The sequence below is a fragment of the Ureibacillus yapensis genome (assembly GCF_003515775.1).
Classification (GTDB): Bacteria; Bacillota; Bacilli; order Bacillales_A; family Planococcaceae; genus Ureibacillus; species Ureibacillus yapensis.
Genome location: NZ_QWEI01000009.1, coordinates 120,529 through 133,797, shown reverse-complemented (window position 1 = coordinate 133,797; position 13,269 = coordinate 120,529). Strand labels below are relative to the sequence as shown.

Here is a 13,269-nt window from a genome sequence, read left to right as displayed (position 1 = left end):
ATACAGAGTCCAAGGAATACGAGGAGGACTTGTAAAATGAAAAACAAACCCGGGATTGGATTCCCGGGTTTGTTTTTACTTATTGGCAACTATGACCAATTTACCTGTATCCAGTTCCTTTTCGAATTGAGCAGCTTCCGTTTCACTTAATCCGACAGATGCTAACTCATTGCGGAGTTCATCTCCACGGGAATTCACCAGGTTTTTCATAGAAGTCAGGAACCCTTGCTCGCCAATACCAGCTTCCTCTGTCCCCAGTGCATCGTTAATATCATCTTCACGTTCTTCATAGTGCGCAAAGATGTAAATGTTATCTCGAAGATATCCTTGCGCTTCTAAATTCTCCACTTCTTGTTTCGCCTGTACTACGTTTTCTACTGTCAATTTGACTGTCATTATTTATCCCTCCTATATATAATCACATTCATTCTATTCCACGAAATTGAATGAATAAAACGTATGGAGGAAGTCACTTTCTCTATGTGGTGAGGTTTTATGCTTTTAAAAAACTAATCGATAGTAAACTCTCTAAAATTGGTAGTAACTAAAAGCGCTGCCTTTATGTTTAGGCTCGCGCTTTTTTTTTCTGTCTATATTACTTTTGGAAATCACGAATATTGATAGCGTGCGGGCCGGTCAAACGCTTCGTCTGCCTCAACGGCGAATAAAATTTTAATATGCGAGGGTAAAGTCATTACTAGTGGGGTAATAAAAGAAAAAACAACAGAGACAGAATGAATGGTAACTATTGTTTTTTATTACAAAAAATTGAATGGAGACGATGAAGGATGGTATTGGTAATGAATTACACGAATGAAGGCGTAAAAATTAAAGGTGACGAATACTTAGCGGAAAAATTGCCGGAAGACTTTGACGTAAAAGAAATTGACTTAACAGGCAAGCGGATAGACGCACATTCCTTAGCAATAGCATATAACGACGCAGAAAGTGAAGGTGTTGACGCAATTAAGTTTTATTTCGCTCTAAAGGAAAAGTTTATCGAGCAACAAGAGCTAGCGAAAGCTCGCAATGCTTAATTAACGCAAGCGTCTACGGATTAGTTTCCGGGGTGCTTTTTTTGTGCCTAATTAGGATTCCTTTTTAGTGCTAAAATCAGCGGGTAGCTGGCGCTGGTGTGGGTGCTCTCTCGAAACTCAACAATCTGGCTAGATTGTGGGGGATTCTAAAATATTTAGGGTATATGAGGTGTTCTATCATTTAGATAGTTTTACTAACTTTAAAAACTATTTAAGTGAACAAGGATCAAAAGGCGAAAAATTAGGCTTAAATGAAGAAGTGCTCGCAAAAGCAGCTACAAAAGTTGCGGACTATCTTACGGAATCAGAAAAACCTCGTAACAGGGAAGAAAAAGTACTGAAGGAACTGGGGAAAGTAGCAGCAGATGGTCAAGAAAAAGAAGCAATTTCGTTTAATTTCTAAGGTAACCGGCTATATAATTAAAATTGTATATATTCTTTTAAACGTGTAAAAAAATATTGATGGGGAGAAGTGTAAATGATGGATAAGAAGTCCCTCGATAACCAATTAAAATACGCCCAGCAGCATTTAGCGAATGAACGAACGTATTTGGCATGGATTCGGACAGCGATTTCGATTGTGGGAATCGGCTTTTTGGCAACCAGTTTACATTTTACGATAGGGAATATACGCAATTCATACATTGATATCCTTTCAATTATACTGGGTGTATTTTCTTGTATACTGGGCATTACCGTCATCCTGATTACAACAGGAACTTATAAAAGAAAACGCAAAGAAATTCTGGAGGAAAAGTTTGTTCCCTCCAACTCGGATATTTCTTTGCTTTCACTATTGATGGTCATTTTCATTCTTTTGATCCTAAGTTACTTCTTTTTAATTCTATGGGGACGGGGCTAAAGGGGAATTTCGCCAATGAGAAATTGGGCGGGAAAGACTTTAATGAATTAAAAAGCAGCTCAATTGAGCCGCTTTCTGAATTTAACGTTCAACAGGAAACCAGCCTTCCACTTCTAAAATCAAATTCCATAAAGGAGTTGGGATCACGGCTTCATGTTGTTGGTCTTGTTTTAACTGTTGGGATATCGTTTCTTCTTTATGATTCTGCACTTTTTCAACCCACTTCGGATCCACAATGATTGCCCGTCCAATCGCCACAAAATCTGTTTTCCCTATTTCCAATAGGTGAGCGGCATCATCAGGTGTATGGATACTGCCTACACCAATTAACGGTACGCGTCGATCAATATACTCGGCGATTAATTCTGTGCGTGATTTTTCGCTCACAATGCCTAGACGCGGTTTTGCCCACGCATTTGTTGTGGCAATATGAAGATAATCAAGATCTGCGCCGACTAACTCGTCAATTAAAGCAAATGTTTCTTGCATGGTGATTCCCGGTGTCTCCGGTTCTTCCGGAGAAAAACGATAACCGATTAAAAACGGTTTTTTAGCATGTTCACTAATTACCCTTTTTACTTCTTCAATAAGTTTTATTGGGAAGAGGAGGGGATTTTCAAATTCATCTTTTCTTTTGTTTGAATGGGGCGACACGAATTGCTGAATTAAGTAGCCGCTTGCTCCATGCAATTCAACGCCATCAAATCCAGCTTCGATTACCCGACGTGTTGCATCGCCAAAATCAGTAATAATTTCGTATACTTCGTCGGTCGTTAATGCTCTTGGAGCTTGTGTAATGCTATAAAATCCCCGTCTTCGAGTGGGGCAACAGCACTCGCGCTTATAGTTTCCTGATTTGGAATAAGTCTTGGCACGGCTAACCGGCCTCCATGATAAAGTTGAACAACTCCTTTGGCGCCGCCAGCATGTATCACTTCTGCTAATTTGGAAAGGCCTTCAATGGCATCGTCATGGTCAATGCCCATTTGTCCATCGAATCCTTTTCCGTTTTTCGAAACATAGGCACATGCCGTAACAATTGTACCGACACCATTTGCACGCTCACTATAGTAGTTCAGTTCTTCCTCTGATACATAGTCGTTTTCGTCAGCAGAGAACGTTGTCATCGGTGCCATCATAAGGCGGTTTTTTACATGGACACCACTTTTAAATGTAAAATCTTGAAATAAACTTTGGAAGTTTTCCTTCATTTTAATCTCCTTACTAGTGGGTTTTCATATCCTCCATAATGCGAATGATCTTATATAACTGTTCATTAATCGGTGTTGAAACCCCATATTTTTTGCCTAGCTCGATTACTGTTCCAGCTAGATACTCAACCTCTGTTTTTCTTCCTGCCTCTACATCCTGGAGCATAGAAGTTTTTCCATTGGGTGACATATTGTGCAGGATAGGGCGAAAACTTGCGACGTCTTCCTCTGTTAAATTCGCTCCTATCTTTTGTGAAAGGGCAACAACTTCGCGCATTGTTGCTTCCGCCCATTCATAGGAACTTGGCACTGACTGGAAGACATTATAGGGTGCCCTCAATATGGCGGATGTTTGATTAATGCCGACATTCACCATGAATTTCCACCACATGGTATGTAAAATGTCCTCGGAAATTTTGTAGGGGATTCCTGCTCTTTCAAATAAATTCTGTACTGCCAACACATTCTCTGATTTAGAACTATCCCTTTCGCCAAATTCAATCCAGCCAAGCGTACTGAATTGGTTTCGTTTTGTTGTCTAACCGCATCGATTTCCACACAGACGCTGTAAAGAATATGCTGACTTTCACAGGCGGATTTTATTTTATCTTCACTGGAAATCCCATTCAATAACGACAAAATGATTGTATCTGGTCCTATATGATGTTGAATATCTTGAATTGCTTGAGTTAAATCGTCATTTTTCACGGAAAAAATTACCAAGTCTACTGGATCCATTCTGGTTTCCGGTGTGCTGTAATGAAAGTGATAATTTTGCCCATTCACGCTGATTCCTGAATTTTCATACCTTTGGATCCGATCTTTACTTGCCACAACTTGGAACGAATCTTTCAACAGCTCATGAAGTTTACTTCCATAGGCAGCTCCTACAGCGCCCAGACCAATTAATGAAACGGTTTCAATTTTTTTCACTTTTGTCCCTGCTTTCATTTATTTTTTTGTATGGATGAAAAATTACATTTCATTTAGATTAATGACTGTCTTCCAAAGCTTCGATTTCTTTTGTAATGGCCTCACTGCCTGAACTTAGCTTTTGGGCAAGCTGCTTTATATTGCCTCGTGAAATTTGTTCTGCAGGAGCCGCAATCGCCAATGCAGCAATTACTTTTCTATGGCGAAAAACAGGAACGGCGACGCAACGGATGCCGACGATTCGCTCCTCATCATCAAATGCATAGCCTTCTTGTCGAATGCCCTTTAAATGATACTGGAAAAGGTGGGCGTCCTGAAACGTATTGTCAGTTGCAGGTTCGAGTGACAACTTACTGAACAGCGATTCGAGCACCTCTTCATCCAAATGGGCTAAAATGACTTTTCCTAATGCCGATAGATGTAATTTTGAACGATTTCCGATTTCTTCGTTTGCTGTCTTTTCAAATGGAGCATGCAATACCTGAGTCATGACAAGATCGGAACCATCCACTTTACCTAAATAAGTACTCATTTGTAAATTCCGCGCTGCTTGATAGACGGATTGTAAAGAGGTCCAATCCTTTTCCGGCCGTTTTTCAACAATGACTTCAAACTTTTTAGGATTCATAAAATATCGGGTCTGAATTTTATAGATATAATTCAACTCTTCTAAAGTAGTTAATATCCGAAATGCCGTAGATTTGCTTAGATTGAGATGGTTCATCAGTTCTCTTAACGTAATCCCTTGATATTGCTTCACTAACTCTAAAACAAGAAGGCCTTTTTTCAGTGTGGATACCTCGTTTTTTGCCATTTGCTCACCTCCATCTTCCGATAGTATAGATGCTTGTAGTACTTGACTCAAAATATGCGGGAGAGGTTTCATTATATGAAACCGGGTGGGCAGGTTTTTCGTTTTTCAGCAGGTTTCCATGTGAGTTTCAATAAATGAAACTTCATCTAGATAATTTGAGGTTCTTATTTATAGTGAATATGATTGGGGTAATGAATGGTAGGAGGGAAAATTATGAAATATCAAACGTTAAAAAAAACGGACTTAAGAATATCGGAGATTGGACTTGGCACCAATGCAGTTGGCGGACATAATTTATTCCAAAATTTAAGTGAAGCGGATGGAATCGAATTTGTAAGGGAAGCATTGAACAATGGCGTTAACTTTATTGATACAGCGGATATTTATGGTGTTGGACGTTCCGAAGAATTGGTTGGGGAAGTAGTAAAAGAATTTAAGCGCGATGACTTGGTGATTGCAACAAAAGGAGCACAACAATGGTTGGAGGATGGTTCCGTAAAGACTAACAACCGTCCTGAATATTTAAGGGCAGCTCTAGAAAACAGTCTACAAAGGCTTCAGCTGGATTATGTTGATTTATATTATTTGCACTTCCCGGACAAAGAAACACCTTTTGCGGAATCAATTGGTGCATTGGCCCGTTTAAAAGAAGAAGGGAAAATTCGCGCAATCGGGATTTCGAATGTTTCCCTCGAGCAGCTGAAAGAGGCAAATGCGCACGGTGACATTTCCGCCCTGCAATCACCATACAATATGCTGGATCGCTCTGCTGAAGAAGAATTATTGCCATACTGCGTTGAAAATAATATTTCCTTTATTCCATATGGTCCATTGGCATTTGGGTTGCTTGGTGGTGGATTCACGAAGGATACCAAACTGGATGCACAGGATTGGCGCAATTCGGTTCCATTATTCCAGGGCGAACAATTTGGCAAAACCCTTGAAACGGTAGACAAGTTAAAAGAATTTGCTGCTCAAAAAGAGACAACACTTCCGAATTTGGCACTAGTTTGGCTGCTCGCTCAACAGGGCGTTGATGCAGTCATCCCAGGGGGCAAACGGAAAGAGCGCATCCTTGAAAACATTCAGGCAAGCGATATGAGTTTATCTAAAGAAGAATTAAATTTCATCCATAATATTCTCATTAACAACTGAAGTATCTAGTTGAAGGGCGCCATTTGGTCGGGAATGGTGCTCTTTTTATTTACAGATTATTTTGCTTTAAATCATTAATGAGGATTTCTAAACGCCTGTTTTCCTTGAACTTTACAGTAAACGTTCATATAGAAGTAAATTTACAGCCGTCATAAAAAATTCCCCTCTGTAAGTTGACTTACAAAAGGGGGAATTGGATTAAAGATCGTTTTTTTCTACTTATTAACAACTAAAAATCGGTTCAACCAAGTACTTCTGCCGGTGAATTCTCGGCAGCCACTTTTTTTGCCAATATCGAGCCGGGCAAAGTTGCGCTTACAATAGTGGCCAGCAAACTGCAGCCCATCACAAACATGAAAGCGCCTGTATAGGAACCGCCGGAAGCGGAGATTAGAAAGCCCATAATCAATGGCGCGACAATGCCTGCCGACTGCCCGCCGAAGTTTAGAATGCCCACCGTCGTTCCGACTACTTGTGCTCTCATGATGCGATGTGGTAAGGAAAACACGAAAGCTAGCATAAATGCAATGCCGACTGAAGCACAAGATTGATATAAAATGGCCTCCCATGCGCTGGAGGATCCGATTAACAGGTAAACAAATAAGCCAACGATTAACGTGCTAATGATTACAACCGTTTTTGTATAAGCGCCAAGTCTGTCAATCAACCTGCCGCTTAAAAACGCAACAACCGCGCTGACAAGTGCTGGAATTGCCGTAAGAAATCCGGCAGAAGTCAGGTTAATTTGTTTGGCCTGAACAAGGTAGGTTGGCATCCAAGCGGTTAAACCCCATTGGGCAATACTGATTCCGAACCAGATAATCACCATTTTCCATATCATTGAGTTTCGAAGCAGTTCTTTATATGCTCCCTTTTCCTGTTTGGGAGCGTTTTTATCCATTTCCTCAGCATTGAGCTTGTCTTTCTTAAAGAATTTCCATACAAGTAACACGACAACAATACCAAGAACGGACAGTAGCAGGAACGTAAAACGCCAACCAAGCGCAACAAGCAATGGTGCGCAAATGATTGGTGCGGCCACCATCCCGATCGGATTTGAAGACATCATCGTTGATTGTGCCTTTGTCCTTTCTTTATGAGGAAAATAATCAGAAATTGCCTTTGCAGCAGAAGGAGAATAAGAGCCTTCCCCCAAACCAAACAATACGCGTATCAGAATTAAAGAAGCTAACGACCAAGCCAGTCCAGTCAATGCCGTAAATATGGACCATGCCAGCACGGCCGTAATAATTACCTTACGGGAACCGAACCGGTCTGCAAGAAATCCCCCTGGAATTTGCATAAAGGCGTAACCAATAAAAAAGCTGCTGAGCACCATACCAATATCCGAAGGTGCAAGGGACAAATCTTCGCTCATTTGTACGACAGCAAGGCTGATGACAGTCCGGTCAATAAACAAGACAATCCAGCCAATAAACAAAGTAGCAAGAATCAGCCTTTTGTTTGAACTGCCAGCAAGTTCTCGATTCATAGAAACACTCCTCCCAATTTTTTTAATACTTTTTTTATTTTAAAGAGAAAATTTGGAAAAGTCATCGTGTAATAGTTTGATTTTTCAGATAATTAATTGTTGAATTCAACAATGATTTAAGTACATAAAATATGGGGCAAAAACTGCATACTCATTTTTATGGCCATATGTCCTTTCTGTTAAGATAAAAATGAATTATTTTGAAAAGGGAGTTGGATTTCAATGAAACTCTTGAACGATGCAAATGCAATTGCACAATACAAAAAGAATATTTATAAAAAGTATCCTATCGAAATAGATGTCCTTGAATGGCGTTCCTTTTCTCCTGGAGAGTGTATTTATGCACAAGGATTCCCATTGCCTTTTCTCTCTTTTCTGGTGCGGGGAAAAGTAAAAATATACACGACTTCAGAAGAAGGAAAACGATTGATAGTTACATTCAACAAACCGCTTGAACTGTATGGTGATATAGAGCTTGTACAACAAGTTGATACTATACATACGATCGAAGCAGTGACTGAAGTACATCTCGCTATATTACCATTGGAAATAGCGCGTAGATGGCGAGAGGATACTATTTTTAATGAAGTCTTGCTCCAATCGATCAGTCGAAAATTTTTAACCAAATCAACGAACCTATCTTTTCATTTGCTGCATGAAGCAGATGCAAGGCTGGCAAGCTATCTGGCATCCATTTCCCATGACGAGCAAGGAGCTTTTATTAACCCGTATATACCGAAAAGCGAATTAAAAATGATTGCTGAATTTATAGGAATCACGGTGAGGCACCAAAACCGATGTATCCAATCGTTTGAGAGGGATGGCATTATTAAGCGAATTCCGGGATTTATCGAAATCATAGATTCGAAGCAATTATTAAAGTATGCGAAACAAAATATATATGAAATGCAGTAGGAGTGATTAATATGAAAGCAATTATTTTTGATTTCGATGGTACATTAGCCGATTCAGGTGAATGTGGATTATTGGCTACACAGAAGGGATTTAAAGAATGCAACTTATCCATTCCGACTAAAAAAGAGGTCGATTATTATATGGGCATTCCCATCGAACAATCGTTTCATGAAATGACAAATCATACTCTGGATGAGGGCCAATTTAAGAAGCTATTACAACTTTTTCGCCAAGCTTATAAGACATTCGAGGAACAAACCATTACCGCCTTTCCACATTTAGATGAAGTATTAGATACGTTGCAAAAGCAAGGCTTATTGCTATTTGTTGTATCGAGTAAAAAGACGGATGTATTATATCGAAACTTGCAAAAGCTGCAGTTAGATCGTTTTTTTACAGACTGGATTGGTTCCGATCAAGTGGAGCATTATAAGCCGCATCCAGATGGTATCTTAAAAATTGTAGAGCGCTATTCATTAAAAGCGACAGAATGCGTAATGGTTGGTGATGCGATTTTTGACATCCAAATGGGGAAAGCTGCAGGCTGTGAAACAGTGGCAGTGAATTGGGGAAGTCATTCCAAGGAGCAATTGCTGAAAGAAGAACCGAGCTTTTTTGCACATGAAGTAAAGGATTTATACCATTTAATGAATTTTAAAGTTGCTAACATGTTTTAATGTTTATAAAGTAAAATCACTCAGTTTATATGGATAATTATGTTAAACTGGATTTTGGATATTGTAAAAAGAGATTATCTTCAACAATGAAGAATGCTATTAAAACGCTAAAGCGTAAAGTTGGTGGGAGGAGATTATTTTGACTAGGTTCATTGATGACTTAGCCGGGGCAGTCTATGATTTCTTCAAGTTCATATTAACAAGTTTAAGTTACTTCATTGCCGGCATGCTTCTAGTCGGAGTGCCGCTATTTCTTTTAGCAATGGTGTTTGAAGTGGCTTTACTGGATACTGATTATTAGATGTTTGGCGGTTAACCGCTTAAAATAATCAATCAAGCTTTACGAGAACTAATCAAAAAATAGATCAGGGAGGGATTAGGTTGAGCGGTAATGGTATGTTTGCTGTCATGGCTTTGTTGCCTATTGCTTTTTATGTGGTGCTTATCTTTTTTGGTATTTATTTTGTAATTAAAGCAGTAAAATACATGGATGCAAAAATAAAACTGGACAGAGAAAAAAATGAAAAGATCGACCGATTAATTGAAGCCATTAATAAAGAAAAAAATCATTAATCGCAAGATTGCTTCAAATAATAGTACATATACATAAGCAGAGAGGGGCCACCCCTCTCATCCTTCAGCCAATCGGGCACATTTCAGGATTCGAAGTGTGCTCGTCTTTTTTTATCCTTAAACCACGGAATAATTAGCCATGGGTGCTATTTTTTATGGTCAGAACTAGTTTAATATAGAAGGTAGGTTTCCAGGAAGGCAGGTTAAATGATGACAAACAAAGGCAGGGGAGCATTGTCGGGCGTACCAGCAGCTTCGCTTCAAAGCTACACAGGTTCTACTGAAAACCAAAAGGCGTTATATAAGCGTACATTATTCGTTGTCAGTATTTCGCAAATTTTTGGCGGTGCGGGATTGGCAGCAGGAGTGACGGTGGGTGCCCTCCTTGCACAGAAAATGCTGGGTACGGAAGCGTTTGCTGGACTTCCCACTGCTTTATTCACTTTGGGGTCGGCAGGAGCCGCTTTATCTGTGGGAAGGCTTTCCCAGCGCTATGGACGCCGTATCGGCCTGGCAGCTGGTTTCATGGTTGGTGGGTTGGGGGCAATAGGCGTCATCATTGCAGCAATAATCAATAGCATTTTCTTGTTGTTTATTTCGCTCCTTGTTTATGGGGCAGGAACAGCGACTAATCTGCAGGCTCGATATGCCGGTACGGACCTGGCAAATAGTAAACAGCGAGCGACAGCCATTAGTATGACGATGGTTTTTACAACATTTGGGGCAGTGGCAGGTCCGAATTTGGTGAATGTGATGGGGAATTTCACTCTATCTGTCGGCGTTCCGTCACTTGCAGGTCCTTTTATTTTAGCGGCAGCTGCATATCTTTTGGCTGGTTTGGTTCTTTTTATTATGCTCCGTCCAGATCCACTCATAATAGCTAGAATGATAGAAGCAACCAACCAAGAATCACAGGATAAAGAACATTTGGCACTGGCTGAATCGACACAAAATAAAAGGGGCATCGTCGTTGGTGCAACCATTATGATTCTTACGCAAATGGTCATGGTTGCGATTATGACAATGACGCCGGTTCATATGAGGCATCATGGACATGACCTGGGAGCGGTGGGGCTTGTTATTGGTTTTCATATAGGCGCCATGTATCTCCCCTCACTGGTTACAGGGATCCTTGTTGATAAGTTGGGGCGTACCGCGATGGCTATTGCTTCCGGAACCGTACTGTTGCTGGCCGGTTTAGTAGCGGCATTTGCACCGGGCGATTCTATGATTCTCTTGGTAGTAGCTCTTTCTCTGCTCGGATTGGGATGGAATTTTGGTTTGATCAGCGGGACTGCACTAATTGTCGATTCAACTGACATTTCCACGCGGGCTAAAACGCAAGGTGCGTTGGATGTCTGGGTTGCGTTGTCGGGAGCTGCTGGTGGAGTCTTGTCCGGAATGATTGTGGCCGGTTCAAGTTATCCAGCATTATCATTGATTGGCGGGATGTTGGCTCTATTGTTGATTCCTGTGGTGATCTGGTCCTCTAGAGGCAAAAAGTAAAAGAAGGGCGATTGTTCAATCGAAACAATCGCTTTTTTAATTCCTTTTTCTATGCAATAAATATTCCAAAAACTTCTTGGCTGCAAGGGGAAGTGATTGTTGCTCCCTCATGGCAATTCCAATATGCCGGAAAGCAGGAACTTCCAGCTCTTTGGTTATAATTTGGTAAGGAATGCGCTGCAAAATCAACTCCGGTAAGATACTGATTCCCAGTCCGTTTTCCACCATGGACATTATGGCATAGTCATCCCATGTCGTAAAATCGATTTGTGGCGAGATGTTGTGCTGCTCAAAAATTTCGGAGATTTCCGCTTTTGCTCCCTTTTCCAATAGCATAAAGGGACTATTCGTTAACGCTTTTATTGGAAACTTTTCGCAATTTGCAAGGGGATGATCCTCAGGCAGGACCACCAGCAAACGGTCCTGTTCCACAAAGATTGTTTCCATTTCAGCTTTTGTCGGCAGCCTTAAAAATCCGAAATCCACACGGCCTTCAATAATCCAGTTTTCAATTTCCGTATAATCCCCCAATAGCAATTCAAAATCAATATTTGGATAGTCCTTCTTAAAAATTTTAATCATATTAGGAAGCCAATGAGTTGCCACGCTTGAAAACGTTCCTATACGAATCATGCCGGTTTGCAAATCGTGCAAGTCCTCAACCTTAATCATTAACATTTCATGCTCATTGCAAACTCGTTTTACCTGTGGCAATAGCTTAATGCCATCGGATGTTAAAGTGATGCCGGCACGTCCTCTTTCAAAAAGCAAAACGCCCCAATCCGATTCCAAATCACTAATCATGCGGCTGATGCCGGACTGTGTATAATTTAAAGCCTCGGCAGCTTTTGTAAAGCTTCCATATTCAACAGCTTTCACAAAGGCCATATATTTTTGGATATTCATATTGATTTCTCCATTACATGAGATTTTGTTATGTCTAATATGATAAACATTCAAATTTGTAATACCTATTCATATGCTAAGCTACAAGTATTGGTAAATCAAGTTGAAAAAGAAGGCATACAGCGAGGATTCATTTGGAGCTAAATTTGAATCAACGAAAAATCAGTAATACCGCAAATGTGGGGAGTGGAACATGAAATCTAAAATTCAATTTATATTATCAATGATTATTTTCGGTACAATCGGTTTAGTTGTTCGATACATTGATTTATCGGCGAGCGAAAGAGCTTTGCTAAGCAGTACTCTCGGATGCATATTTTTACTGCTGATTTTCATCATGATGAAGAAAAAAATTGCATGGAATTTAGTGAAATCGAATGCTTTATTTTTGATTCTTTCAAGTATTGCATTGGGAGTAAACTGGATTTTTCTCTATCAATCTTATGATCATACGACACTTGCCAATGCAACGCTGGGGTATTATTTTGCACCGGTGTTTGTAATGATTCTTTCGCCGTATGTACTTAGGGAACAATTATCTTTGAAAAAAATTGTGTGTATTGCCGCAGCAATTATAGGGATGGTGATGATTGTAGGGAATGGTGTGGGTGCATCCAATTCAGAGGATTTGCTTGGGCTGTCCTTTGGATTAATTGCAGCTGCTTTCTATGCTGCGTTACTGCTTTTGAATAAATTTATTAAAGAAGTGGGGAAGTTAGAGCAGACCATCTTTCAACTGGGGACGACCGCTTTACTGCTGACGCCATATGTATTCCTTACCGAAGGATTTGGTATTTTAGAGTTATCAAGTTCCTCCATTCCTTTTATTTTAATTTTAGGGATTATCAATACAGGGATTGGTTTTTTGTTATTTTTCTCAGGTATGGAAAACTTAAAAGGGCAAAGTATCGCGATGCTTAGTTATGTAGATCCATTCGTAGCAATCATGATTTCCGCAATTATCCTGCAAGAACCAATGACAATTATTCAAATGCTTGGCGGTGTATTGCTATTAGGCTCCACATTTATTAGCGAAATTAAAACAATCAACTTTTCCAAACGCCACACATTTAATGACGTTGGGGAAAGATAAGTACTTACTCTTTGAAGAAGTGATGTCTTTTCTTAAAGACGATGATTAAACAAAAACAATTTTGAAAGATGGTGGGAAATTAATTGTCCATACCA

Annotated in this window: 18 protein-coding genes; 10 read left to right on the top strand and 8 right to left on the bottom strand. The window is 40.0% G+C overall.

Features of this window, described 5'->3' with window-relative positions; translation table 11 throughout:
- Positions 1-75 precede the first annotated feature (75 nt).
- On the bottom strand, positions 76-396 hold the full coding sequence (locus tag D1B33_RS14930) for a YflT domain-containing protein (RefSeq protein ID WP_118877199.1): 321 nt from the start codon (positions 394-396) through the stop codon (positions 76-78).
- A 404-nt stretch (positions 397-800) separates the two neighbouring features.
- Here D1B33_RS14930 and D1B33_RS14925 point away from each other — a divergent pair, with 404 nt between their 5' ends.
- From D1B33_RS14925 to D1B33_RS14915, 3 genes are all read left to right on the top strand, one after another.
- Positions 801-1,037: a hypothetical protein gene (locus D1B33_RS14925; RefSeq protein ID WP_147370420.1), complete on the top strand. Its 237-nt coding sequence runs from the start codon at positions 801-803 to the stop codon at positions 1,035-1,037.
- Positions 1,038-1,206: 169 nt separating this feature from the next.
- Positions 1,207-1,440, top strand: coding sequence for a DUF3243 family protein (locus D1B33_RS14920; protein ID WP_233549499.1), 234 nt, complete (start codon positions 1,207-1,209; stop codon positions 1,438-1,440).
- Positions 1,441-1,515: 75 nt separating this feature from the next.
- Positions 1,516-1,899 carry a YidH family protein gene (locus tag D1B33_RS14915; protein WP_233549498.1) on the top strand — a complete coding sequence of 128 codons (384 nt, stop codon included), beginning with the start codon at positions 1,516-1,518 and terminating at the stop codon, positions 1,897-1,899.
- Between the two features lie 81 nt (positions 1,900-1,980).
- On the opposite strand, the gene D1B33_RS18900 is transcribed toward D1B33_RS14915, so the two are convergent.
- The 5 genes from D1B33_RS18900 to D1B33_RS14900 are packed head-to-tail and all read right to left on the bottom strand — an operon-like array spanning position 1,981 to position 4,857.
- Positions 1,981-2,649, bottom strand: coding sequence for an oxidoreductase (locus tag D1B33_RS18900; protein WP_407656747.1), 669 nt, complete (start codon positions 2,647-2,649; stop codon positions 1,981-1,983).
- A gap of 23 nt (positions 2,650-2,672) precedes the next feature.
- The gene (locus D1B33_RS18895) at positions 2,673-3,110 is read right to left on the bottom strand and encodes an oxidoreductase (RefSeq protein ID WP_407656744.1); all 438 of its coding nucleotides are present in this window, start codon (positions 3,108-3,110) and stop codon (positions 2,673-2,675) included.
- A gap of 13 nt (positions 3,111-3,123) precedes the next feature.
- Positions 3,124-3,486, bottom strand: a complete 363-nt coding sequence (locus D1B33_RS18680) for a ketopantoate reductase family protein (protein ID WP_233549497.1) — start codon at positions 3,484-3,486, stop codon at positions 3,124-3,126.
- Positions 3,480-4,043, bottom strand: coding sequence for a ketopantoate reductase family protein (locus D1B33_RS18675; RefSeq protein WP_233549496.1), 564 nt, complete (start codon positions 4,041-4,043; stop codon positions 3,480-3,482). Before D1B33_RS18675 ends, D1B33_RS18680 begins: the two co-directional genes overlap by 7 nt.
- Positions 4,044-4,101: 58 nt before the next feature.
- Positions 4,102-4,857 carry an IclR family transcriptional regulator gene (locus tag D1B33_RS14900; RefSeq protein ID WP_158583000.1) on the bottom strand — a complete coding sequence of 252 codons (756 nt, stop codon included), beginning with the start codon at positions 4,855-4,857 and terminating at the stop codon, positions 4,102-4,104.
- A gap of 213 nt (positions 4,858-5,070) precedes the next feature.
- Between D1B33_RS14900 and D1B33_RS14895 the strand changes: the two genes are divergently transcribed.
- Positions 5,071-6,012 carry an aldo/keto reductase gene (locus D1B33_RS14895; RefSeq protein ID WP_118877195.1) on the top strand — a complete coding sequence of 314 codons (942 nt, stop codon included), beginning with the start codon at positions 5,071-5,073 and terminating at the stop codon, positions 6,010-6,012.
- 241 nt (positions 6,013-6,253) lie between these two features.
- Here the strand turns inward: D1B33_RS14895 and D1B33_RS14890 are convergent, their stop codons facing one another.
- Positions 6,254-7,504: an MFS transporter gene (locus D1B33_RS14890; RefSeq protein WP_118877194.1), complete on the bottom strand. Its 1,251-nt coding sequence runs from the start codon at positions 7,502-7,504 to the stop codon at positions 6,254-6,256.
- A 222-nt stretch (positions 7,505-7,726) separates the two neighbouring features.
- Here D1B33_RS14890 and D1B33_RS14885 point away from each other — a divergent pair, with 222 nt between their 5' ends.
- The 5 genes from D1B33_RS14885 to D1B33_RS14870 all read left to right on the top strand — a co-directional run bounded on the left by D1B33_RS14885 (position 7,727) and on the right by D1B33_RS14870 (position 11,175).
- Entirely contained in the window at positions 7,727-8,419 is a 693-nt protein-coding gene (locus D1B33_RS14885) for a Crp/Fnr family transcriptional regulator (protein ID WP_118877193.1), read from the top strand.
- An 11-nt stretch (positions 8,420-8,430) separates the two neighbouring features.
- Positions 8,431-9,096 (top strand): HAD family hydrolase, encoded by a 666-nt coding sequence (locus D1B33_RS14880; RefSeq protein WP_118877192.1) that lies wholly within the window; start codon positions 8,431-8,433, stop codon positions 9,094-9,096.
- A gap of 139 nt (positions 9,097-9,235) precedes the next feature.
- The gene (locus tag D1B33_RS18600; protein ID WP_199677429.1) at positions 9,236-9,397 is read left to right on the top strand and encodes a hypothetical protein; all 162 of its coding nucleotides are present in this window, start codon (positions 9,236-9,238) and stop codon (positions 9,395-9,397) included.
- 80 nt (positions 9,398-9,477) lie between these two features.
- Complete coding sequence (locus tag D1B33_RS14875; protein ID WP_118877191.1) at positions 9,478-9,669, top strand: hypothetical protein; 192 nt, start codon at positions 9,478-9,480, stop codon at positions 9,667-9,669.
- Between the two features lie 207 nt (positions 9,670-9,876).
- Complete coding sequence (locus D1B33_RS14870; protein WP_118877190.1) at positions 9,877-11,175, top strand: MFS transporter; 1,299 nt, start codon at positions 9,877-9,879, stop codon at positions 11,173-11,175.
- Between the two features lie 36 nt (positions 11,176-11,211).
- Here D1B33_RS14870 and D1B33_RS14865 read toward each other — a convergent pair whose 3' ends face one another.
- Positions 11,212-12,081, bottom strand: a complete 870-nt coding sequence (locus D1B33_RS14865) for a LysR family transcriptional regulator (RefSeq protein ID WP_118877189.1) — start codon at positions 12,079-12,081, stop codon at positions 11,212-11,214.
- Between the two features lie 193 nt (positions 12,082-12,274).
- Between D1B33_RS14865 and D1B33_RS14860 the strand changes: the two genes are divergently transcribed.
- Positions 12,275-13,174 carry a DMT family transporter gene (locus D1B33_RS14860; RefSeq protein ID WP_118877188.1) on the top strand — a complete coding sequence of 300 codons (900 nt, stop codon included), beginning with the start codon at positions 12,275-12,277 and terminating at the stop codon, positions 13,172-13,174.
- Positions 13,175-13,269 lie beyond the last annotated feature (95 nt).